General features: G+C 62.4%; 21 protein-coding genes. 12 read left to right on the forward strand and 9 right to left on the reverse strand.

The features are described 5' to 3' along the window. The first annotated feature begins 66 nt into the window (after positions 1-66). Entirely contained in the window at positions 67-2,220 is a 2,154-nt protein-coding gene (locus HDE80_RS09095; RefSeq protein ID WP_184670139.1) for a beta-agarase, read from the forward strand. A gap of 78 nt (positions 2,221-2,298) precedes the next feature. Beyond that, on the forward strand, positions 2,299-3,924 hold the full coding sequence (locus HDE80_RS09100; RefSeq protein WP_184670142.1) for a dihydroxyacetone kinase subunit DhaK: 1,626 nt from the start codon (positions 2,299-2,301) through the stop codon (positions 3,922-3,924). A gap of 12 nt (positions 3,925-3,936) precedes the next feature. On the opposite strand, the gene HDE80_RS09105 is transcribed toward HDE80_RS09100, so the two are convergent. After that, on the reverse strand, positions 3,937-4,188 hold the full coding sequence (locus HDE80_RS09105) for a hypothetical protein (RefSeq protein WP_184670144.1): 252 nt from the start codon (positions 4,186-4,188) through the stop codon (positions 3,937-3,939). Positions 4,189-4,279: 91 nt separating this feature from the next. Between HDE80_RS09105 and HDE80_RS09110 the strand changes: the two genes are divergently transcribed. Then, positions 4,280-5,065: a helix-turn-helix transcriptional regulator gene (locus tag HDE80_RS09110; RefSeq protein WP_184670146.1), complete on the forward strand. Its 786-nt coding sequence runs from the start codon at positions 4,280-4,282 to the stop codon at positions 5,063-5,065. A 277-nt stretch (positions 5,066-5,342) separates the two neighbouring features. Here the strand turns inward: HDE80_RS09110 and HDE80_RS09115 are convergent, their stop codons facing one another. The 5 genes from HDE80_RS09115 to HDE80_RS09135 form a co-directional block, all read right to left on the reverse strand. Then, complete coding sequence (locus HDE80_RS09115) at positions 5,343-6,755, reverse strand: DNA polymerase (RefSeq protein ID WP_184670148.1); 1,413 nt, start codon at positions 6,753-6,755, stop codon at positions 5,343-5,345. Between the two features lie 226 nt (positions 6,756-6,981). Beyond that, on the reverse strand, positions 6,982-7,389 hold the full coding sequence (locus HDE80_RS09120) for a hypothetical protein (RefSeq protein ID WP_184670150.1): 408 nt from the start codon (positions 7,387-7,389) through the stop codon (positions 6,982-6,984). Then, positions 7,386-7,856, reverse strand: a complete 471-nt coding sequence (locus HDE80_RS09125; protein ID WP_184670152.1) for an Mpo1-like protein — start codon at positions 7,854-7,856, stop codon at positions 7,386-7,388. The genes HDE80_RS09120 and HDE80_RS09125 overlap by 4 nt, the downstream gene beginning before the upstream one ends. A gap of 28 nt (positions 7,857-7,884) precedes the next feature. Then, complete coding sequence (locus HDE80_RS09130; RefSeq protein WP_184670154.1) at positions 7,885-8,217, reverse strand: SMR family transporter; 333 nt, start codon at positions 8,215-8,217, stop codon at positions 7,885-7,887. Next, positions 8,217-9,143, reverse strand: a complete 927-nt coding sequence (locus HDE80_RS09135; RefSeq protein WP_184670156.1) for a phosphoribosylaminoimidazolesuccinocarboxamide synthase — start codon at positions 9,141-9,143, stop codon at positions 8,217-8,219. The genes HDE80_RS09130 and HDE80_RS09135 overlap by 1 nt, the downstream gene beginning before the upstream one ends. Before the next feature lie 201 nt (positions 9,144-9,344). Between HDE80_RS09135 and HDE80_RS09140 the strand changes: the two genes are divergently transcribed. From HDE80_RS09140 to rpe, 3 genes are all read left to right on the forward strand, one after another. Then, a complete protein-coding gene (locus HDE80_RS09140) occupies positions 9,345-9,593 on the forward strand; it encodes a c-type cytochrome (RefSeq protein WP_255483661.1) in 249 nt (82 codons plus the stop codon). Positions 9,594-9,606: 13 nt separating this feature from the next. Continuing rightward, positions 9,607-10,419, forward strand: coding sequence for a co-chaperone DjlA (gene djlA / locus HDE80_RS09145; RefSeq protein ID WP_184600479.1), 813 nt, complete (start codon positions 9,607-9,609; stop codon positions 10,417-10,419). Between the two features lie 140 nt (positions 10,420-10,559). Continuing rightward, positions 10,560-11,228: a ribulose-phosphate 3-epimerase gene (gene rpe, locus HDE80_RS09150; protein ID WP_184600480.1), complete on the forward strand. Its 669-nt coding sequence runs from the start codon at positions 10,560-10,562 to the stop codon at positions 11,226-11,228. Here the strand turns inward: rpe and HDE80_RS09155 are convergent. Continuing rightward, on the reverse strand, positions 11,225-11,398 hold the full coding sequence (locus HDE80_RS09155) for a hypothetical protein (protein WP_184670160.1): 174 nt from the start codon (positions 11,396-11,398) through the stop codon (positions 11,225-11,227). The genes rpe and HDE80_RS09155 overlap by 4 nt on opposite strands. A gap of 232 nt (positions 11,399-11,630) precedes the next feature. Continuing rightward, positions 11,631-11,780, reverse strand: a complete 150-nt coding sequence (locus HDE80_RS09160; RefSeq protein ID WP_184600481.1) for a hypothetical protein — start codon at positions 11,778-11,780, stop codon at positions 11,631-11,633. A 306-nt stretch (positions 11,781-12,086) separates the two neighbouring features. Between HDE80_RS09160 and pdsR the strand changes: the two genes are divergently transcribed. Genes pdsR through HDE80_RS09180 form a run of 4 tightly spaced genes read left to right on the forward strand, consistent with a single transcriptional unit; the run spans position 12,087 to position 17,406 of the window. Beyond that, positions 12,087-12,776: a proteobacterial dedicated sortase system response regulator gene (gene pdsR / locus HDE80_RS09165; RefSeq protein WP_184600482.1), complete on the forward strand. Its 690-nt coding sequence runs from the start codon at positions 12,087-12,089 to the stop codon at positions 12,774-12,776. Further along, the gene (locus HDE80_RS09170) at positions 12,776-13,468 is read left to right on the forward strand and encodes a hypothetical protein (RefSeq protein WP_184670162.1); all 693 of its coding nucleotides are present in this window, start codon (positions 12,776-12,778) and stop codon (positions 13,466-13,468) included. The genes pdsR and HDE80_RS09170 overlap by 1 nt, the downstream gene beginning before the upstream one ends. A gap of 9 nt (positions 13,469-13,477) precedes the next feature. Next, positions 13,478-15,382: a VanW family protein gene (locus HDE80_RS09175; RefSeq protein ID WP_184670164.1), complete on the forward strand. Its 1,905-nt coding sequence runs from the start codon at positions 13,478-13,480 to the stop codon at positions 15,380-15,382. Further along, positions 15,379-17,406, forward strand: a complete 2,028-nt coding sequence (locus HDE80_RS09180) for an ATP-binding protein (protein ID WP_184670166.1) — start codon at positions 15,379-15,381, stop codon at positions 17,404-17,406. The genes HDE80_RS09175 and HDE80_RS09180 overlap by 4 nt, the downstream gene beginning before the upstream one ends. 67 nt (positions 17,407-17,473) lie before the next feature. Here the strand turns inward: HDE80_RS09180 and HDE80_RS22350 are convergent, their stop codons facing one another. Beyond that, complete coding sequence (locus HDE80_RS22350) at positions 17,474-18,637, reverse strand: pilin (RefSeq protein ID WP_184670168.1); 1,164 nt, start codon at positions 18,635-18,637, stop codon at positions 17,474-17,476. A 395-nt stretch (positions 18,638-19,032) separates the two neighbouring features. On the opposite strand from HDE80_RS22350, the gene trpE reads away from it, so the two are divergent. Both trpE and HDE80_RS09195 read left to right on the forward strand, forming a co-directional pair. Beyond that, complete coding sequence (gene trpE, locus HDE80_RS09190; protein WP_184670170.1) at positions 19,033-20,511, forward strand: anthranilate synthase component I; 1,479 nt, start codon at positions 19,033-19,035, stop codon at positions 20,509-20,511. 5 nt (positions 20,512-20,516) lie between these two features. Further along, on the forward strand, positions 20,517-21,197 hold the full coding sequence (locus HDE80_RS09195) for a hypothetical protein (RefSeq protein ID WP_184670171.1): 681 nt from the start codon (positions 20,517-20,519) through the stop codon (positions 21,195-21,197). Positions 21,198-21,215: the final 18 nt, after the last annotated feature.

The raw sequence follows: 21,215 nt of genomic DNA on the forward strand, positions 1-21,215 counted from the left end.
CAGGAGGGCTGCGCTTCAGCTGCCGGCAGCATACTCGGCATGGTCCTTTTGCCAGACTGCCTGCTTATGAAACGCTATGTAGTGCTGTGGCTGCTGTGCCTGTTGGCGCTGAATGCCTGTCATGCCGCGGAGACGCCAGCGACGATTGATCTCTCATCTTCTTCTTCGCCGTCTGCGCAGATCTCGCTGACGCAGGTGCAGCGCGTCGGCGCTGCGGAACGTGCTAAGGACGGAGTGGCGCAGCGGCGCTACGCCTTTCAACCCGCTGCGCTGCCGCAGATGACTGTCGCGCCTGCGATCGGTAAAGCCTGGGACTGGACCGGCAAGGGCGAGCTGCGCCTGCGCGTGCAGAACGCGATGCCTTGGGCGGTGACGTTGAACGTCGATATCGACAGCGCTGGCAAGCAGCAGCATCTGCACGCCAGTGTCGGCGTGCCGGCCGGTCCCGCGCAAACGCTGGTGCTGCCTTTGCATGCCGAATCGCCACGCAGCGAAGGCATGCAGGCGCCGCCGCCGATGCCGTTTGATGATCATGCTCAGCTGACCTTGCTGGCTACTACGGTGCAAGGGGCGATTGATCTGCATGAGGTGAATGCGATTCGGCTCAGCATGCCCGCACCGCAGGCGGCACAGACACTGTTGTTCGGTCGCATCGACACGGCGGCTGGCGAAGCCACGTTGCGTGACGCGTATACCGGTATCGTCGATCGCTATGGACAGTTCACGCGCGGTCACTGGCCGGAGAAGATCGACCCCGATGCCGCCCTGCATGCTGCCGAGCAGGCCGTGCTCGCCAAAGCGTCCGCGCAGGTAGTTGGCATGGATAACTATGGTGGACGCCTGGACGTTCCCAACCTCACCAAAACCGGCTGGTTCCATGCACAGAAGGCCAACGGCCGCTGGCAGCTGGTCACGCCGGACGGCCACGCGTTCTTTTCGCTCGGGGTCAATGCGATCGTCGCCGATGGTGGTCGCAGCTACGTCGAGGGCCGCGAGTTCATGTTCCAGGATCTGCCCCCGGTGACCGGTGCCTGGCTACCGTTCTACGGCAAGGGTGACAGCCGCCGGCCGGATCAGGGCGCCAGTGAAGGTATCGGTTACAACCACGGCCGTTGGTTCGATTTCTATGCGGCCAATCTGTATCGCGTCGATGGCGCCAGGTGGATGGATGCATGGCGTGCACGTACGCTTGATCGTCTGCATGCCTGGGGCTTCAACACCATCGGCAACTGGAGCGATGCATCGCTCGGGCAGGCACATCGGCTGCCGTATACCCGCCCGATAAATATCTCCGGCAATTACGCCAATGTGTCAGCTGGTTATGACTACTGGGGCCGCATGCCCGATCCGTTTGATCCGCGTTTTGTGCAGGCGACTGAGCAGGCCGTAGCGAATGCTAGCGACGATGTGCATGACGACCCATGGCTGCTCGGCTATTTCGCCGATAACGAACTGGCATGGGCTGGCGTGGGCCCCCAGGGTCGCTGGGGACTGGCCATCGGTACCTTGAGAGGTGATGCAAAGAGCCCCGCCAAACGCGCTTTCATCGCGATACTGCGCAAGAAATACGTAGAGCCGGAAACGCTGGCGAGTGCATGGGGCATTGCGCTCGGTTCGTGGGATGCGCTCAATGTCACCAGCTTTGCGGCGCCCGTGCCGAACGAGCAGCATCCAGCCATCGCTGCGGATTACAGCGCGTGGCTGCGTCTCTACGCCGATACCTATTTCCGGACCGTAGCCGAGGCTATTCACCGGCACGACGCGCACCATCTTTTTCTTGGTGGACGCTTCGCCGTGAACACCCCCGAGGCCGTCGCCGCCTGCGCGCGGTATTGCGATGTGGTGAGCTTCAATGTCTACGCCGACCTGCCGCAGCATGGCTTCGACGCGGTAGCGATCCGCGAGCTCGACAAGCCCGCGTTGATCAGCGAGTTCCATTTCGGTTCCGACGATCGCGGTCCTTTCGGCAAGGGTGTGGTGTCGGTTTATACGGAACAGCAGCGTGGCGAGGCCTATGCGAAGTTCGTCGCGGCCGCGGCGAGCGATACGAACATCGTCGGCGCGCACTGGTTCGAGTACGTCGACCAGCCGGTCACCGGACGCCTGCTCGATGGCGAGAATTCGCATATCGGTCTGGTCGGCATAACCGATCTTCCATTCGATGGTTTCATCGATGCGGTGCGCGCGGCCAATCAGCAGGCCAGTACCGGTGGACGGTGAAGTGATTGGCGCGACTGATCGTAGGCGACCATCGTATTCGGACTACTATGGGCGGCACGCATTCAGCGAGGCATGACGATGGATTTCTTTTTCAATCAACCGCAACACGTCGTTGATCAGATCCTCGGTAGTCTGGCGCAGTTGGCGCCATTGACAGCGGCCGAGCCGGGTTCGGGCATGCGCATCCTGGTGCGTTCCGATTGGCAGCGAAAGCAGGTGGCGATCATATCGGGCGGTGGCGCCGGACACGAACCATCGCATGCGGGTTTTGTCGGTGCCGGCATGTTGACCGCGGCGGTGTCCGGCGAGCTGTTCGCCTCGCCCAGCGTCGCTGCCGTGCTGGCGGCAATCCGCCATTGCAGCGGCGTGGCCGGCACGCTGCTGGTGGTGAAGAACTACACCGGCGACCGTCTCAATTTCGGGCTGGCCGTCGAGCAGGCCAGGCGCGAAGGTCTGGATGCGCGCATGGTGATCGTCGCCGACGATATCGCGCTACCGGATGCATCACAGCCGCGCGGTATCGCCGGCACCGTGCTGATGCACAAATACGTCGGCTATCTGGCCGAGCAAGGGCGATCACTGGACGAGATCGTTACCTGCGCCGAGCAGTTCGCCGGCCGGCTGATGTCGTTGGGCATGGCCTTGTCCAGCTGTACGCTGCCGGGCCATGCGATCGAACGACGTAGCCCCGAGCTGGGTTTGGGCATCCACAATGAGCCGGGCGCTCAGCAGGTACAGCCGCAGGATGCCGCTGAAGCGGTGGCGGTCGTGCTGGCGCCTTTGCTGGAACAGGCGGCCAAACGCTATGGCGTGGATGGCCGGCTGATCGTGCTGCTCAATAATCTGGGTGGCTGTTCGAGCCAGGAACTGGCCGTGTTGTCGCATGAAATTCTCAGCCAGATCGGCGTGCAGCGAGTGGCGTTGATGGTGCACCCTGCTGCGCTGATGACCTCACTGGACATGCATGGTTTCTCGATCAGCCTGTTACCGGCCGAGGCGGATTACCTGGAAGCGCTCAGCGTGCCAGTGGAAGCGCCGGCCTGGCCGGGCGTGTATCGGCCGCATCCATTGGAAACCTTCGCGGTGCCAGCCGATACAGCGGGTGAGGCCGGCCCGGGCACGCGAGACACCGCCGTGGAGGCGGCGATCCTGCGTATCACGCAGACTTTGCAGAATGCCCGTCAGGCACTGGACGAGCTGGATGCGCGCAGTGGTGACGGTGATACCGGCAGCACCTTCGCCGCCGGCGCGCATGCGATCGCGCAAAAGCTGCAGGCCGGGATGCTCAGTAGCGGCGAACCGGCACGGCTGTGCGACGAACTGGGGCGTTTGCTCGCCCGAGCGATGGGTGGTTCCAGTGGCGTGTTGCTATCGATCCTGTTCACCGCCACCGGTACGGCGTTGGTCGCCGGCAAACCGTGGCGCGAAGCACTGGGCGATGGCATCGCCCGCATGCAGCACTACGGGGGCGCCAAGCGCGGCGACCGCACGATGCTCGACGCGTTGATACCGGCCGTGGATGTATTGGACCAGGGTCTACAGGCTGCCGCGCAAGCGGCTCGCAAGGGTGCCGAATACACCGCCACACTCACTCGCGCGCATGCTGGTCGCGCCTCCTACGTGCCAGCGCATGCGCTGGCCGGCGTTGTGGACCCGGGCGCCGAAGCAGTGGCGCGAGTTTTCGAGGCGCTCGCCAGCCGCTGAAATACGACGGCTTCAATGCACTTCCACGAAACTCCGCAGCTCTTCGTCGCGGATCTGTAGGGCATCGAACAGGCCGAGCGCGCGCAGGGCTGGTAGGGCCTCGATGATGTGACGTTCGGCGGTAGCGCGCTCCAGCGCGGAGCGCGTTGGATCTGTCCGCAGCTTGGCGTTGGCTAGAAAGGCGCCAACTGAGCCTTTGCGGACTACAACGCCGTTGAATTCGCCTTGATTGACGTTGTCGGGAAGCAAGTCTTCAGCACGCATATCGGTTCTCCAGGAAGAGTGTGCAGATACTCTAGCGAGCACATGCTGGCTCCGCTAACGTACTTGAGCCATTGAATACGGTATTCAGGCCATGTCGAAGCCGCTGCTCGATCCACAGCTTGCCCAGTCCACCGGTCTGGTGACGCTTATCGCTGTAAAACAGGTCGATCCGTTGCGTCGTGAGACGTCACCGCACAGCCATGCGCGCGGCCAGTTGCTCGGCGCCATTCGTGGGCTGCTCACCGTTGGCACCGACCGTGGCCAGCACGTGGTGGCGGCGACTCAGGCGATCTGGATACCGCCGCACCAGACGCATTCCGTGCGCTCACACGGCCCGTTCGCCGGTTGGAGCGTTTATGTCGACAAGTCGGCCTGCGCAACGCTACCGGCGCAGCCGTGCACGATCCGCATGTCGGCCCTGCTGCACGCCGCCGTCGATCGCGCTGTCGGTTGGAGTGGCGCATTGCTGGACGATGCGCAGGCGCGCGTTGTCGGTGTCGTGCTGGACGAGATCCGCAGCCTGCCGCGCGAGTCGTTCGAACTGCCGATGCCACGCGACGCGCGTCTGCTGCGTATTGCCCAGGCGATTGCCGATGATCCTTCGGATAACCGCAGCCTGCCGGAGTGGGCGGACTGGGCGCATGTTCCTTCCCGCACATTGACGCGCCGGTTCAGTGCGGAGACCGGCTTCAGCTTCACTCAGTGGCGCCAGCGGGCGCGCTTGCTGCGTGCGCTGGAGCTACTGACGCGTGGCAACGCGGTGACAACGACGGCACTCGACCTCGGCTACGAGAACATCAGCGCCTTTATCGCGATGTTTCGCCGCCATTTCGGGGTGACGCCGGGCCGTTACATGCTGCCGGCGGCGCCGGGCTGATTAGGATGCTCTGATCTATTCGGCACAGGCGGCATGATGCCCAGAAGGTTCGCCAGGTGTGGTGCACGGCGCAGCCAAGGCTGGCTGCCTTGGCAAGATGGGCACCGCGGCTGGTGTGCCTTCTGGACATCACCCGGGCCTTTGAATTCATGCGCGGGGCTGGTTCTGTCTGCCCACAGCTTTGCACCGCATCGTCTCGACAGGCAGCCAGCCTGCCCTCGCCGACGCAGCACAAATCTGCGAGCAGACAGAATCAGTGACGCCTGCGCCGAATAGATCAGAGCATCCTTAAGAAGGAAGATTTTTTGTCCGGTCCCTTGTGCCCGTGTTCGCGACGGCGATGTGCGTTTTCGGCCAGCACCTTGGCGCGGTTGAGCGATTGCAGCCACAGCGGATCGTGACTGGCAGCACCTTCGTGTACCGCGATCGTGTTATGTGCCGACTCATTCTCGCTGTCAGTGTCGGGGATGCGATTGAACGGGATGCGCATCGGCGCGGCATCGTGCTGCAGTGCCAGCTGCATGCTGCCGAAGTAGACCTTGTTGTAGCCGAACTTGGTATTGATGCGATCGACCAGTGCGTCAATGCGGCCGGCATCTTGTGTCGATGCGAACAGCGAGCCCGTGCTTTGTGTGCGTGGTACCAACCGCATCAGGGTCACACTGACCGATAGCGGCACGGCGTGCACTGGGCCAGGCAGGCCGCCATGGCGCTCGGGAGCGAGCGAGCCGTTCAATAGCTGCAACAGCTCGCGGCTGTCGTCGGTGGGGTCGAATGTGAGATCGCGTTCCCAGCGCAGATCATGCCCGACGAAGCGAATGCGCACCGCCAGTGCACCGCTCAGCAGTTCCTCGCGGCGCATGCGCATCGCCGCTTTTACCAGCAATTTCTTCAGCACCGCGCGGGCGCCGGCCGCATGGCGAAGCTCCGGCCCGAGCACATGCGAGTGGCCGATCGAGCCGCGCGTGGTTACTGCAGCGGGCAGCCACGCGCCGCGCAACATTCCCCACATGCGTTCACCCTCGATGCCGCTCCAGACTTTACGCAGCTGCAGCTTGGAAGCGGCGGTGAGCTGGGCGGTGGTGGTGATGCCCTCTTCGTGCAGGCGTATTTCCATCGAACGGCCGATGCCGCACAGGTCGCGCAACTCCAGGCCGTGCAGGGCGTGCGGCAGATCGGCCTGCTCGATCACGGTGAGGCCGTCGGGCTTGCGCATATCCGAGGCGGTCTTGGCGAGGAACTCGTTCGGCGCGATGCCGATCGAGCAGCGGATCGCGCCGCCGGGCGCCACCAGTGCAATCTCCTGCTTCACCTGCGCGGCAATCTGCTCGGCCACCTCGCGCCGGCGCTGACGACCGACCAGTTCGCAGGCTACTTCGTCGATCGAACCAACCCGCGCGATCGGAATCGCATGCTCGATCGCCTCGTACAGCGTCTTGTGCCAGGCGACATAACGTTCCGGCCGTGCAACACGAATCGCGATATCCGGGCATAGCCGCCGCGCTTCGCGCACTAGCGTGCCGGTGCCGACACCGAACGCTTTCGCTTCGTAGCTGGCGGCGATCAGGCTGGTGGTTTCGGCGGCGACCGGCGCCACGCCCACCGGTCGGCCGCGCAGTTCCGGCTCCTCGTGCTGCTCGACCGAGGCGAAGTAGCTATTGAAGTCGACGAACAGGCTGCGCAGGCTCATGGAATTCTCGTAAGCGAGCGGGTGGTATAGCTTGCGCCGGTCTCGCCGTTGGAGACAGTGTCATCTCACGGGTGAGAAGGATTGGTTACGCTGCGGCTTGTGCCGGAAACGGCGGTATACGCCAGACACTGGCGGTTTGAATTTATGGAAATTTAGATCAAAGAAGCATGGGCGTTTGGAAATCGGCTCTACTCTTTTCGCCAAGCCATAAGTTAAACCACAAAACTTACACGAGGCTGGTCGCCACGCCAAAGCTGATCGCCATGATTGCAGCGACGGCCATGCAGGCGCTGCCCGGGCGGATGCGGCTGGCGTCGACGCGCGGGGTCAGCCGCCACAGCAGCACGGTGCCGATCAGCATGTCGAGCACCAACACGAATCGCAGCAGGCCCGACGCGAGCAGCGGCGCGTAGGGCGGGTGCAGATGGCCTTCGCCCGTGGCTACGCCGACGATCAACACGATGCCGATCAGGTTCCACAGCAGGCAAGCCACGTAAACGCGGTTGAAGACGACGCTGCTGCGCTCGGTCCAACGCAGCACGGCATAGGCGATGAGAGCAAAAAACAATGCGAAGATGGAGCTGTACAGCACCCACCAGAGCAGGCTGCTGAGTAGGGTAAGCAGAGTGGTCATGTGACTTGCTGAAATCCCATCTTGCGCAACACTTTCGCCATCAGCCACGCCGGCCCGATCAGCAGATACGAGATATCGGTGAGAAAGCTCGGCTTGCGTCCCTCGTACTTGTGCCCGACGAACTGGCCGATCCAGGCAACTACGAAGACGGTCACGGCCAGCATGCACAGCCGGGTCGCACCGAGTTCGGAAAACAGTATGTTGGTGATCAGCCCCAGCACCGCGAAGGCGATCAGCAGTGCTGCAGCCAGCCGATGCGAATGCTTCCAGTACCAGTAGAACGCCGCCACCATCGTCAGCACCGCCCATGAGCCGGGGCGAAAAAAGTTGGCCGGCACGGGGATCGCCCACAGCAGCGCAATCACGCTCCACATGATCGGTGGCACGCAGATCCAGTGCAGACGCTTGTTGGTGGGGTTCTGGTGATCGCTGCTGTAACTGTCCAGCCAGTCCTGCATGGTGCGCATGTTCGGAGCCCTCAGAGGTGGCGTGCCATTAGTGGGCACTGCTCTTGGATAGCAGGTTCAGCACCAGCACGCCAGCAATGATCAGCGCGATGCCGATCATGCCGGCCAGGTCGATCTTCTGGCGGAAGGCCAGCACGCCGATCAAGGTGATCAACACGGTGCCGGCACCCGACCACACCGCGTAGGCAATGCCCACCGGAATATGTTTGAGCGTAAGGCTGAGGAAATAGAAAGCGACGCCGTAGCCGGCGACCACCACCACGCTCGGCAGCAGTCGGCTGAAGCCTTCGGAAGCCTTTAGCGCGCTGGTGCCGATCACTTCGGCCAGGATGGCGAGGCTGAGGGTGAGCCAAGCGCTCATCAGGTTAGCTGGATGCCGGCCAGCTTATGCAGCGCCTCGGCGTATTTGGCCGCCGTGGCGGCAATCACGTTGTCGGGAATCACCGGGCCGGGCGCTTTCTTGTTCCAACCCTGCGTTTCCAGATAGTCGCGCACGAACTGCTTGTCGTAGCTGGGCGGGCTGATGCCGACGCGGTATTCGTCGGCGGGCCAGAAGCGCGAGGAATCCGGCGTCAGCATCTCGTCCATCACGTAAAGCTTGCCGTTGGCATCGGTGCCGAATTCGAACTTGGTATCGGCGATGATGATGCCGCGTTCGGCCGCATAAGCTGCCGCCCACTTGTAGATGGTCAGCGTGGCCTCGCGCACTTCGTCGGCGGTGGCGTGGCCGACAGCCGCCACCACGGCATCAAAGTTGACGTTCTCGTCGTGGTCGCCTACGGCGGCTTTGGTCGACGGCGTGAAGATCGGCGCGGGCAGTTGCTGCGCCTGCTGCAGATCGACCGGCAGGGTGATACCGCACAGCGTGCCGGTGGCCTGATAATCCTTCCAGCCCGAGCCAATGATGTAGCCGCGGGCGATCGCCTCCACCGGTACCGGCTTCAGCCGGCGCGCCACTACGGCGCGTTTCTCGTACAGCGCCAGATCAGTGCCGGCCGGCAATACGTCGGCCAGTGGCACGTCGAGCAAATGATTTGGCACCAGGTGCGCGGTCTGCGCGAACCAGAAGTTGGAGATCTGCGTCAGCATCTCGCCCTTGCCCGGAATCGGGTTGGGCAGCACCACGTCGAAAGCCGACAGGCGGTCGGTCGCCACGATCAGCAGTCGCGCTTCCTCCGGACGGCCATCGGGGCGATGGCCTTGCGGCAACGCGTAGACGTCGCGCACCTTGCCACGATGAATCAGTTCCAGGCCGGGCAGTTCGGATTGCAGCAAGCTGGTGGGCACGACAGTGGTTCCGCAAACGGGGAGAACCGCCATTCTAACTGCTGCGGCCGTAGGGCCGGAAAGTCGCACCCAACAGGCCACCTCACGGCGACTGCTAGAATTACGCGTCTTCAGCCCCATGTGTTGCCGATGCGAACCCTTCAGATTGCGGCATGTTGCCTCGCCGCCGCCCTCCCTGTGCTTGCCTTAAGCCAGCCAGCCATGCAGCCGCCCAGCCGGCTGGGCCTTTGTGCGGCCTGTCATGGCACCGCTGGGCGCGCCACCCAGCCGGGCGTGCCGAATCTTGCCGGGCAAAATCTGGACTACCTGCGCGACGCACTCAAGCAATATCGCAACGGTCGCCGTAATGTGGCGCTGATGCGTGCGGCGATCGGCCCGGTCAGCGATGCGGAGCTGGATGCACTGGCGCGCTGGTATAGCGCACAGTCGCCACAAGCGGTGCTGCCATGATGAGTCTGCCGCTATGAGCTATTCCTACACCCTGTGGTTCGCGTTCTTTGGGTTGCTGATCGGCCACGCTCCTGGCGCCATTACCGGTGCCATCATCGGCTTTATCTTCGACAACCTGCGCCACACCCAGCGCAAGAACGCCACGCCGGAAGCGGGCGGTTTTATAGGGCCGCTGTTCACGCTCCTGGGCGCGGTGGCGAAGTCGGATGGTCGCGTGTCGGAAGCGGAAATCGCGATTGCCGAACGGATGATGTCGCGGATGAATCTCGACGCCGACCAGCGCAAGCAGGCGGCCGCCAGTTTCAATGCCGGCAAGCAGCCGGAGTTCGATGTCACCGGCACGATCAACGAGCTGCGCGGCTGGGTCGGCATGCGCCGCGATCACGCGTTCCCCGTGCTCGATGTAGTGATCGACACCGTGCTGGCCGAAGGCAATCCGGCACCGGAAAAAATGGCCATCCTGCGCCAGCTGGCGTTCGCGCTTCGGGTCAGCGAAATGGAGCTGATGGCACTGATGGCGATGAAAGGCTACGCCTGGAACGGCGGCGGCCAGCGCGGCTACAGCCGCGGCACGGGCTATGGTTCCAGCGGAGGCTATGTGCCGCCGCAGCGCTCGCCGCAGGGTCCCGATCCGTATGCCGTACTCGGTATCGATCGCACCGCCGACGAACGTGCCGTGAAGCGCGCCTATCGCAAGCTGATTTCCGAACATCACCCCGACCGTCTTGGCGATCTGCCTGAAGATATGCGCAAGCGCGCAGAGTCGCGTGCCAGCGAGATCAATGCGGCGTATGACCGGGTCAAGGAGCAGAGGGGGTTCAAGTGATGGGTTTCTTGCAAATCCATCACAGGAACTCGTGCATGCTGGAGCTGAGCTTTTACCATGGCAAAACCGGGCATCCTGCCGCGGTTTTGCGGCGGCACATCCCTGTGCCGATCCGATCCGTTTAGGCACCGAGGTTAATCATGAGCAAGCAAGCCCCGATGATCGCTCCGTCCATTCTCGCCGCCGATTTTGCGCGGCTGGGCGATGACACTGCCGCTGCGCTGGCTGCCGGCGCGGACTGGGTGCATTTCGACGTGATGGACAACCATTACGTGCCGAACCTGACGATCGGTCCGGCGGTGCTGGAGTCGCTGCGCAAATACGGCATCACGGCGCCGATCGACGTGCATCTGATGGTGAAGCCGGTCGATCGCATCGTGCCGGATTTCGCCAAGGCGGGCGCCACCGGCATTAGCTTTCATCCCGAAGCCAGCGAGCATATCGACCGCACACTCGGCCTGATCAAGGATTCCGGCTGCACTGCAGGGCTGGTATTCAATCCTGCCACGCCGCTGGATCATCTCGATTACGTGATGGACAAGCTCGACCTGATCCTGATCATGTCGGTGAACCCGGGTTTCGGCGGGCAGAAGTTCATTCCCGGCGCGCTGGAGAAATTGCGCCAGGTACGCCGACGCATCGATGAGAGCGGCCGCGCGATTCGGCTGGAAATCGACGGCGGCGTAACGGCCGGGAATATCGGTGCGATTGCCGAGGCCGGCGCGGACACTTTCGTGGCGGGTTCGGCGATCTTCCACGCCAAGGATTACCGCGCCGAAATAGCTGCGATGCGCACGGCGATCGGCTAAATCCCCGCATCCAGCAGACGCCCCGCGGCGTGACCGCGCTCACGGATCGCACCCATAAAAATCCCGGCGCAGGGCAGCGCCGGGATAAACGTCGTCAGACGTGAGAGGAAACACCAACGATTGGCGCGTGCCGATGCGAGCGCATCGGAGGGAGGGGTCAACACTCGCATCGACACATTCCACGGGCTATGGAAGCGCCAATCAGTAACTCAGACCACGGCCCATCCCGATTGGTTCCCCGTCCGGCCGAAATGGCTGCCAAACCCCGTTGTGGTGCGGCAAGTGTGTAAAAAAATCCCCTCACGAGGAGGGGAAGTACCACCATGATCGATGGGATGTCGGGAAATCAATCACCGTTGAAGCAAATGCCGACGCTGGCCCGTGAAGATCGTAAACAGGCTCTTACAGCGGCTGCCAGCTGGGATCAGGCTCCTCCTGCCGCATTGCATCTGGCGCGCCTCCATGCACGCCAGATGCCCGCTCGCCTTCCATGGCAACCCAATCATCAGAGCCTGACTCGGTAAAACCTGAATCGGATTCGTTGTTCAGCATGGCGTCGGTTTCAGTGAAAGCCGAGGATCACGCCCAGCAGCAGGGCGCCAATGGCCAGCGACACCCGCAACGGCTCGAAGCTGCGCAGCTCGGCGTTGGGGTCGCGTTCTCGTGATTCGTTGTTTGGCATTGCAAGTCTCCGTGCGTGGTTCACGGTTCCCATCACACATCCCATCCGGGCGCTGGCCCCGGCACAATCGGGCCCGCTTACCGCTGGGTTATGGCAATACGCGGGCAGTAGGCACATACGGCTTGCGTCGCTGCCATTCGCATAGCACGCTGCGCTCCACCACACAGGAGCGCGCCATGGGCCGCAGCATTGCCATCGTTGAAGACGAACCGCTGATCCGCGCCAATTACGTCGAGGCGTTGAACCGTTTCGGCTACGACGCACGTGGCTACGGCTCGAAGCAGGAGGCATCGAGTGCGTTCGCGATGCGCCTGCCGGAGCTGGTGATCATCGATATTGGATTGGGCGACGAGCCCGAGGGTGGCTTCGATCTGTGCCGCGAGCTGCGCGCCAAATCGTCGACGCTGCCGCTGATTTTCCTCACTGCGCGCGATTCGGACTTCGATGTGATCTCAGGTCTGCGACTCGGTGCCGACGACTACCTCAGCAAGGACACCAGCCTGCACCAACTGGCGGCACGCATTGCTGCGCTGTTCCGCCGGATCGAATCGCTCAAGGCGCCGGCCTCCAGTGAAACAGTGATCCAGCACGGCCCGCTCAAGCTGGAGTCCGAGCGCATGCGCATCACCTGGAACGGCGAGGAAATACCGCTCACCGTCACCGAATTCTGGATGGTGCACACGCTGATCCGTTTTCCCGGTCATGTGAAGAATCGCGATCAGCTGATGCGCGAAGCCGAACTCGTGGTCGACGATGCCACCATCACCTCGCACGTCAAACGCATCCGCAAGAAATTCATCGCCGTGGCACCGGAGTTCGATGGCATCGAGACGGTGCACGGCGTTGGCTACCGGTGGAAGCCGTGATGCACAGGTTATTCGTGCTGTTTGCGCTGCTGCTTGCGGTGAGTACGGCGCACGCCGTCGATCAACCTGCCATTGGTCCCGCCGTTGCAGCATCCACTGCGTCGGCCATTCCGCTGTCGACGTCGCACGCCGCCGCACATCAGCCGTCACACGTGGCCCCGGGCGAGGAGAAGACCGTCATCGTCAGCGGGAATGCGGACGAATCGGTTCCCGGCTGGTCGATCGTGACGGTGCCTCCGGATGGCTGGGCCAGCGACTGTTGCCAGTACGCCAGGGCCATCGGCGTCAATCTGGTGTTCTACAAGGGTGACTGGACCGGCAATCCCGACCGCGTGATGGTGCTCAACGTATGGCCACGCAAACTGCCCTCCCTCAAGGCGGAACGGCAGGCTGACCAGACGCAATATCTGAAGAAAGATCCGAAAGCCACCGTGAGTTCGTTCGCGGTCAGCGGCACGGCGATGACCTGCGATGGTGTGCTCTATCAGGGTGCCGATCACGTGGATGACGCGGTGGTGTTTTGCGATCCCGGCAAGGCTACCGGCATCCACCTGAGCTGGTCGATGACGGTTGCCGCCAACGATCCACAGCGCGCTTCGGTGATAGCGCTGTTCCGGCAGGTCGTGCAGAAATCGATGTATACGAAATATCGGCGCGGCGACAAATCCACCAGCAGGGCCGAGAAGCCTTAGCCGCACGCCATGTCCGACCTGAAAAACTTGCCGACGCGCGTCAGCTCCGCTGGATTCTGGCTGCGCTCACATGGGTTGATGTTGTTGCGCGGCTGGCGCAATCGGATCGATGCAAAAGCGCGCCGCTGGACATCGGGCAACACGCTGTTGGATGCGCCTATACGTGCGCAGGTGCGTACAATGCTGTGGACAAATGAGCGAGACGACGAGTTCCTGTTGACAGCTGGCAAGGTGCATAACCTTCGGTTGGCTGCCATACGATTTCATGCCATCGAGATCCCGGCAGGCGAGTGCCTGAGTTTCTGGCAGCAGCTTGGTCGACCGTCTGCACGACGGGGTTTCGTGGTCGGCCGTGAGCTTCGGGAGGGCTGCGTCATACCTGCATTGGCTGGTGGTATTTGTCAGATATCCAATGCGCTGGCCACCGCGGCGCAACGTGCTGGCTTCGAACTGGTCGAGCATCACGCGCACAGCGCTCGCGTGGTGCCCGAGTCGGATCACACGGCGGATGATCACATCAATGCCACCGTATTCTGGAACTACGTCGACTTGAAGATCTGTGCGCCGGTGGCATGGCGTCTCGAGCTGACACTCAGTGCGACTGATCTGGTGCTAACCATTCGTTCCGCATCAGCCGTGCCTCACACATCAAACCGCAACACGCCCAAAGTCATGGTGCCGAATACAGGCAAAGTCTCCGGCGCAGAAGTACGCAATTGCCTGAGCTGTGACCAAGTTTCGTGTTTCCGTCATCGGCCACCAACGACTTTGCTGCGCGGGCGCACTGCATGGCTGCTGGATGCATGGACACCCGAATTTGCACGCTATCTGTCGGCTCAGTCAAACGATGTCGATGGGTTTTTGCCGACGAAGGCACGCCAATGGTTGCCTTCGTTTTCCTGGCTTTTATACAGCGCCGAAGCGAATGAGGAATCTCCAGCTCATTTGCGAAGGAAAAAAATCCACTGCGTGCATTGGGCAAGTCTGCGCCGCCGTTTGTGGCAACGACGCTGGGCGCGTTACGCCGGTCGACGACAGGCTAGCGTGATAGACGGTCAGCGCTGGTTGGCGCAGGCCTATGCGCGGAAACTTCGGCCTGAGCATACGCACCTGCTGATTGATCAAGGTCTGCTGTCGCACTTGCAGCAGATGGGTGCGTTGGGCGGGCGCACTTATGATGTGCTGGCCACTTCGCTGCCGATGGAAGAGATTCAGCGTCGCCTCGACCACGCACATCGACACAGCGACAACAGCGCGCCAGCGGCAGCTACGTTGAATGATTTCAGGGTCGACCCCGTCATTGCAGCCAGCGAAACCGACGCAATGCTGGCGGCCCGAAGGGTCATCACTGCGCATGCGGAGGTCGCGGCGTACTGGCGTGCAGCCGCTGCGCGGGATGTTCTACAAATCCCATGGGTTTTGCCGGTCGCATTCGCACGTGCGGCGACGGCTGTTGGCGGCGGTGTCAGTCGCTTTCCGCTGGTGGTGTTTCCTGCCAGCGCGTTGGCACGCAAGGGCGCCTGTGAATTGGCGCAGGCAATGCGCGGGCAGCAGGCTCGGATACGCGTGCTCGGTTCACCATCCAGCGATGTTTCGCTATGGCAGGGCGTGCAGGTTGAGCATTCGGGTTACGCGAGCGACTGGATCGCAGATGCCGATGTCGTGGTGCTGCCTGCATATATTGAACATGCGCCGCGCGCAGCATTGAGAGCGGTGGCGGCTGGTATTCCGGTTATCGCCACGCCGGCGTGTGGACTGCAAGGTTTGCCTGGCGTCACCCTCGTTCCGGCTGGCGATGTCGCGGCACTTCGGGCTGCACTCAGTCAAGCGCTGTCGATGCTGGCCGGTAGGCGAAATCAGTATGACAATGCGGCGGCCATGCATGCATCCTGCCCTGTGTCCGTATTGCCATGAGCTTGCGCCAAAAACTATTACTGGTCGCGCTGTGCACGCTGGCGTTGCCGGTTGCCGGCTGGCTGTATGTGCGGCAGATGGAAACGCTGTTGCGCGAGGGGCAGGCCGATGCCTTGCTCGCCTCGGCACGGGCCGTGGCGCGCAGTCTGGTGGTGACCGGCGCGGTGCTGCCGGAGGATGCCAGCGGCTGGTATGTACAGGAGGCGACCAGTCCGATCACGGTGGATGGTTACGGCGACGACTGGGCACCGCTGACGCCATGGAGTCAGTCGCTCGGATCATCACCGAATTCGCGCGGCAAGCTGCTGTTGGCGCAAGACAGCGATTGGCTTTACCTGTACGCCGATATTCGCGATACCCGTCGCACGCGCGCCGATGCCGACGATGCGAATGCACTGGCAGCCGATCATCTGATCCTGACGCTGGCGAATGCGACGGGTAAGCAGCGCTATCTGTTGGCTAGCGCCGCACCCGGTCCATTGACGGCACGTCCGCTTGATCCACCGGTGGCCGGTTTCCCCGACCCACTCACAGCGCAATGGCAGGAAGACGGCAGTGGTTATCGGGTCGAGCTGCGCTTGCCGCGCAGTTTGAAACTACGTGCGCTGGGCGTGGGCGTGTACGACGCATCCGCCGGCGGCGATCCGATGGCGGCCGACACACGGCCCTTACTCGCTTATTCCACGACGCTTTCCAGCGAACTGGCCAGGCTCGCACCGGACGAAGTACAGGCGCGTGTGCTGGCGCCTCAGGGCTGGCTGTTGGGCCGCAGCGGCCGATTGAACACAGCCCCGGGCACTGACGGCCAGCCGGGATGGTTCGCTTCGATCATCTATCGCTCGCTGCTGGGCAAGCGACTGGAAGATGCCAACCTGTGGTCGCAAGATGTGCCGCGATTGGATACGCGCGAAGTCGTTCGTGCCAGCGCCGGCAAACCGGTCAGTGTGTGGCGCAGTGGCGAGGAGCGCGGCAGCGTGGTGCTGGCCGCGGCCGTGCCGATCGGGCAGGGAGGGAAGATCAATGGCGTGCTGCTGCTGGAACAGGCCAGCCGTACTGTGCCACTGCTGGCGAATCGCGCGCTGCTGGGGCTGCTGCTTACCAGTTTCGGGGTGCTGCTGGTCGCTGGCGGAATACTGCTGGCATTTGCTACCCGGCTCAGCCTGCGCCTCGGCCGGTTACGCAATGCAGCCGAGCGCGCGCAGCTCAACGATGGACGTCTGGACGGCCTCTTCGAAAATGGCCGTTTCCCGATGACCGATGCGGTCGACGAGATCGGCGACCTGGCGCGCAGCTTCGAAAAGCTGTTCGAACTGGTTGGCAGCTACACCGACTACCTGCGCACGCTGGCGTCCAAGCTTTCGCACGAACTCAACACGCCGCTGGCGATCGTCAAATCGTCGCTGGACAACCTGGAACATGCGTCGATGGCGCCCGAAGCTCAGCCATACCTCGAGCGCGCTCGCGACGGCGTGGCGCGACTGGGGGCGCTGGTGAGGGCGATGAGCGAGTCCAGCCGCATGGAACGATCGATCACCACGGCCGAACCCGAAGATGTGGACTTGCGCGACGTGGTGCGCGGCTGCGCGGATGCCTACCGTGCGCTGATCGGTGCACGCCGGCTCGACTGCGTGTTGCCCGATGCACCGCTCACCCTGCATTGCGCGCCCGAACTGATCGCGCAGGCGCTGGATAAATTGTTCGATAACGCGCTGTCATTCACGCCCGAACAAGGCTGGCTGCGATTGACCCTGCGACCGATCGAAGGCGGCGCGCAAATTGAACTAGCCAATCAGGGGACGCTGCTGCCTGAAGCCATGCAGGGCCGATTGTTCGATACGCTGGTCAGCCTGCGCGACAAGGCCACGCCGGGGGACGTGCCGCATCTGGGCCTGGGTCTCTATGTGGTGCGACTGGTCGCCGAGCGCCATAACGGCATCGCTACCGCCCACAATCTCGGCGACGGCAGCGGCGTGGCTTTTACGTTGCAGCTGCATGGCATGGCGCGGCAGCGTCTGGGCGGCTAATAATTTTGGATACGGCTGAAAATCCGGGCCGAACGTAGCCATGTCAGCAACGTTCGGCCCAGCTGATTCAGTGCCGGCAGGCGATGGGCAGATCCTTGTCTGGAACCGTGGTTTCGGTATTGCAGCTCCATGTTATCTGGCCGGCGTTAAGTGTCGGCGTCAGTACGAGAACCTTGTCGCGAATCGTCACGTTGGCGCCAGCGGTGTCGAAGGCAACCGTGATCTTGCCGCCGGAAACGTCCACGCTGGAAACATATCGGCCGGTGATCGACGTGCTTGGGTCAAGTCCGGCTGCCGTGTTGTCCGGCGGCACGGCGTGGCGATGCGTGTAGTACTCGGTAAGGGCTGTCTTGGTTCCTTCGGCGAGCGTCAGTCCTTCGGAGACTTGGGTACGAATGATGTAATTCTGATAGGCGGGAATGGCGATAGCCGCCAGGATAGAAATCATGAAGAAGGGCAATACGAGAAGTATCCAGAGCACGCCTTTTGACGCCTTCGGCTCGGTTCGTCCGGTATTTTTCCAGTGCGCTATCCAGCTCAGCTGACCCTGCAGGTAATACATGTTGAAAAAGAACAGGGTTATGCCGCCGATCTCCACCGGCAGGCCAATAGGGATCAGATTCCGCCGCATCGAGCCGGCCATCGAGAAGTAGGCCACCAGGTACAGAATCCAGTAGCTCAGCATCAACAACCCGCCAAGACCGGTCAGGCCAGAGCCTCCAGTGGCCAGCGATTTGATGCCGGAAAAATAGAAGACCTCGCCCACCGCACAGGCAATAAAAGCCAGGGCCAGCAGTAGGGTGGCCTTGCTCCCGCTATCGATCTTGCGCACCCAGCTGGCCTGGATGAATGGCCAGATGATGCCGAAGATGCCGAAAGAGATCACGGTGAACAGCAGCACCAGACCCCAGTGCAGCGACGGCGGCATCGGCAGTTCAGCGCGTTCCACGTTGCTCTGGTCGGTCGGTGCGTACCGTTGTGCCGAGAAGGAGTCAGCCGCGTAAGCATGGCCCGAAGATCGAAAGCCGGGCGGTGGTGGAGGTTGCTGTTGCCCGCCCGCTGTCGCGGAAAACATGCCGCTCAGCGGTACCCAATCCGGCATGCCCTCGCGCCATACCAGCGCATCGGCAGCGAACTTCCCTTCGGCCAGCCACTGGCGAACGGTTGCTTCGGCGTACGGGCCGTATTTTTCGCCGTTCTGGCCTATCCATATCTGGTCGTCAATTGTCACGGTGAAATCCCCTGTCGTCGTGATGAAGCTGCGTGATTGGCAATCGAGCCGGCACTTTCAAAAGACCGTGCGTGCTTGTTGGAACGGTTTGACTGGTTTTTGAAAATACAGGCGCTGGCAATTCCTACTGAGAAATCGATGGTGAAGTAGCCATGAGGCTGCCACTGTCAACGCCGAATTTAGTGGCAACAGGAGCTCAGGCGAGAGCAGCCGTTGCTTGCCGGCTAGCGAGCCGACAGTCATTGTGCCGTAGCGATCCACCTTGCATTTCCCCTGTTCCTTCCAATCGAGAGTAGACGTGCCTGCGGAACGTATCAAGCCGGGTATGCGCCATCGTGCCGACGCGGCCGCAGCCTGCTATCTTCAGCAGCCGCTTCCCTGAGTCAGAACTGCTTGTGATCTCCCGAGACGAATTCGATGCGCTGCTGGCCAAGGGTCATACGCGCATACCGCTGGTGCGCGAGGTGTTTTCCGACCTCGACACGCCGCTGTCGGTGTACCTGAAGCTGGCCGACGGCCGCTACACCTTCCTGTTTGAATCGGTCGAGGGTGGCGCCACTTGGGGGCGTTACTCCATCATCGGCCTGCCGGCCAAGCGCGTGTATCGGTTGCGCGGACACGAGTTGGAGGTGGAGGATTCGGGCGAGGTGACCGAGCGTCGCCATGTCGCCGATCCACTGGCCGAAATCGAAGTGCTTCGCCAGCAGTACGACGTACCGCGGCTGCCCGAGCTACCGGCCTTCAGCGGTGGTCTCGTCGGCTACTTTGGCTTCGAGACCATCGGCTACATCGAGCCGCGGCTGGCGCAGTGGGATCGCGCCGACGAACTGGGCACGGCCGATGTGTTGCTGATGCTGGCCGAAGAGGTAGCAGTATTCGATAACCTCAAGGGTCGCTTGTACCTGATCGTGCATGCCGACCCGTTGCAGCCGCAGGCGTATGCCGTGGCGCAGCGGCGGCTCGACGCGCTGGTCTATCGCCTGCGGCAGGGAGGTGCCTCGTATCCGTCGCCGACGCAGTCCGTGGCGCTGGTGGACGAAAGCGATTTCACTTCGTCGTTCACGCGCGAGGAATTCGAAGCCATGGTCGAGCGCGCGAAGGAATACATCCGCGCCGGCGACATTTTTCAGGTGGTGCCGTCGCAGCGGCTCAGCGTAGGGTTCAACGCGCGGCCGATCGATGTATACCGCGCGTTGCGTGCGCTTAATCCGTCGCCGTACATGTACTTCGTCGACCTTGGCGATACGCAGATCGTCGGCTCGTCGCCGGAAATTCTGGCGCGTCTGAAAGATGGCAAGGTCGTCGTGCGTCCGCTCGCCGGCACGCGCAAGCGCGGCGGTACCGAGGCGGAAGACCTGGCACTGGAAGCCGAGCTGCTGGCCGATCCGAAGGAGCGCGCCGAGCACGTGATGCTGATTGACCTGGGTCGCAACGACATCGGCCGCATCAGCGAAACCGGTAGCGTGGAAGTGAGCGAATCGTTCGCGATCGAGCGCTACTCGCACGTGATGCATATCGTCTCGCAGGTCCAGGGCGATGCGCTGCCCGGCCTCAGCTATATGGACGTACTCAAGGCGACGTTCCCGGCCGGCACGCTCAGTGGCGCGCCGAAAATTCGCGCGCTGGAAATCATCCAGGAGCTGGAGCCGTACAAGCGCAACATCTACGCCGGCGCGATCGGCTGGATCGGCTGGTGGGGCGATGCCGACACTGCCATCGCGATCCGCACGGCGGTGATCCAGAACGGTCGCCTGCACGTGCAGGCTGGTGCCGGCATCGTCTACGACTCTGATCCTGCCGCCGAGTGGGAGGAGACGATGAGCAAAGGACGCGCGCTGTTCCGCGCGGTGGCTCAGGCAGCGAGGGGGTTGTGATCAATATGCGACAAACGTACTCGCTGATAACGGCGCTCGCGCTGTGTCTGCTGACCGGCAGCGCGTCAGCGCGTGATGCAGCAACGACTTGGCCCGATACGCCGATGGGCAGACTTGAAGCGCTAGCCTTGCTGCAAACCTTCAACGCCGATTTGCTCAGCCACGACAGCGCCACGTTGACGCTGGAGCGCTGGTGTGGCGATCACCACATGGCGGAACCAGCGAAAATCAGTGTGCAACGCGTCACAGGTGAAGACAAATCGCTGCCTGACGACCTTCGCGCGCAGCTACAGATTGCGCCAGGTGAGCCCGTGCGCTATCGCCGTGTGATGCTGCGCTGCGGTGAGCACATACTCTCCGAGGCGGATAACTGGTATGTGCCGTCGCGGCTGACCGCTGCGATGAACGAGCAACTCGATCAGACCGACATACCGTTCGGTCGGGTGGTGCTGCCGCTGCATTTTCGTCGACAGACGCTGGATGCGAAGCTGCTATGGTCGCCGTTGCCGGCAGGCTGGGAAATGCATGGTGATGTCTCGCCATCGGGGCGCGTTGAGCTTTCGATACCGCATCAGGTGTTGCAACATCGCGCGGTTCTATATGCGGCGGACAATCGCCCCTTCAGCACAGTGATCGAAACCTATACCGAGCAGGTGTTGGCGTTTCCGCCGCCTGGTGGTCACTGAGTCAACGTCAGGTGGAGC

Origin of the sequence: Rhodanobacter sp. A1T4 (assembly GCF_014207185.1) — a bacterium.
Lineage (GTDB): Bacteria > Pseudomonadota > Gammaproteobacteria > Xanthomonadales > Rhodanobacteraceae > Rhodanobacter.

Coding starts and splice junctions, on each gene's coding strand:
- HDE80_RS09095 (WP_184670139.1), top strand. CDS start 67: ATGAAACGCTATGTAGTGCTGTGGCTGCTGTGCCTGTTGGCGCTGAAT.
- HDE80_RS09100 (WP_184670142.1), top strand. CDS start 2,299: ATGGATTTCTTTTTCAATCAACCGCAACACGTCGTTGATCAGATCCTC.
- HDE80_RS09105 (WP_184670144.1), bottom strand. CDS start 4,188: ATGCGTGCTGAAGACTTGCTTCCCGACAACGTCAATCAAGGCGAATTC.
- HDE80_RS09110 (WP_184670146.1), top strand. CDS start 4,280: ATGTCGAAGCCGCTGCTCGATCCACAGCTTGCCCAGTCCACCGGTCTG.
- HDE80_RS09115 (WP_184670148.1), bottom strand. CDS start 6,755: ATGAGCCTGCGCAGCCTGTTCGTCGACTTCAATAGCTACTTCGCCTCG.
- HDE80_RS09120 (WP_184670150.1), bottom strand. CDS start 7,389: ATGACCACTCTGCTTACCCTACTCAGCAGCCTGCTCTGGTGGGTGCTG.
- HDE80_RS09125 (WP_184670152.1), bottom strand. CDS start 7,856: ATGCGCACCATGCAGGACTGGCTGGACAGTTACAGCAGCGATCACCAG.
- HDE80_RS09130 (WP_184670154.1), bottom strand. CDS start 8,217: ATGAGCGCTTGGCTCACCCTCAGCCTCGCCATCCTGGCCGAAGTGATC.
- HDE80_RS09140 (WP_255483661.1), top strand. CDS start 9,345: ATGCAGCCGCCCAGCCGGCTGGGCCTTTGTGCGGCCTGTCATGGCACC.
- djlA (WP_184600479.1), top strand. CDS start 9,607: ATGAGCTATTCCTACACCCTGTGGTTCGCGTTCTTTGGGTTGCTGATC.
- rpe (WP_184600480.1), top strand. CDS start 10,560: ATGAGCAAGCAAGCCCCGATGATCGCTCCGTCCATTCTCGCCGCCGAT.
- HDE80_RS09155 (WP_184670160.1), bottom strand. CDS start 11,398: ATGCGAGTGTTGACCCCTCCCTCCGATGCGCTCGCATCGGCACGCGCC.
- HDE80_RS09160 (WP_184600481.1), bottom strand. CDS start 11,780: ATGCTGAACAACGAATCCGATTCAGGTTTTACCGAGTCAGGCTCTGAT.
- pdsR (WP_184600482.1), top strand. CDS start 12,087: ATGGGCCGCAGCATTGCCATCGTTGAAGACGAACCGCTGATCCGCGCC.
- HDE80_RS09170 (WP_184670162.1), top strand. CDS start 12,776: ATGCACAGGTTATTCGTGCTGTTTGCGCTGCTGCTTGCGGTGAGTACG.
- HDE80_RS09175 (WP_184670164.1), top strand. CDS start 13,478: ATGTCCGACCTGAAAAACTTGCCGACGCGCGTCAGCTCCGCTGGATTC.
- HDE80_RS09180 (WP_184670166.1), top strand. CDS start 15,379: ATGAGCTTGCGCCAAAAACTATTACTGGTCGCGCTGTGCACGCTGGCG.
- HDE80_RS09195 (WP_184670171.1), top strand. CDS start 20,517: ATGCGACAAACGTACTCGCTGATAACGGCGCTCGCGCTGTGTCTGCTG.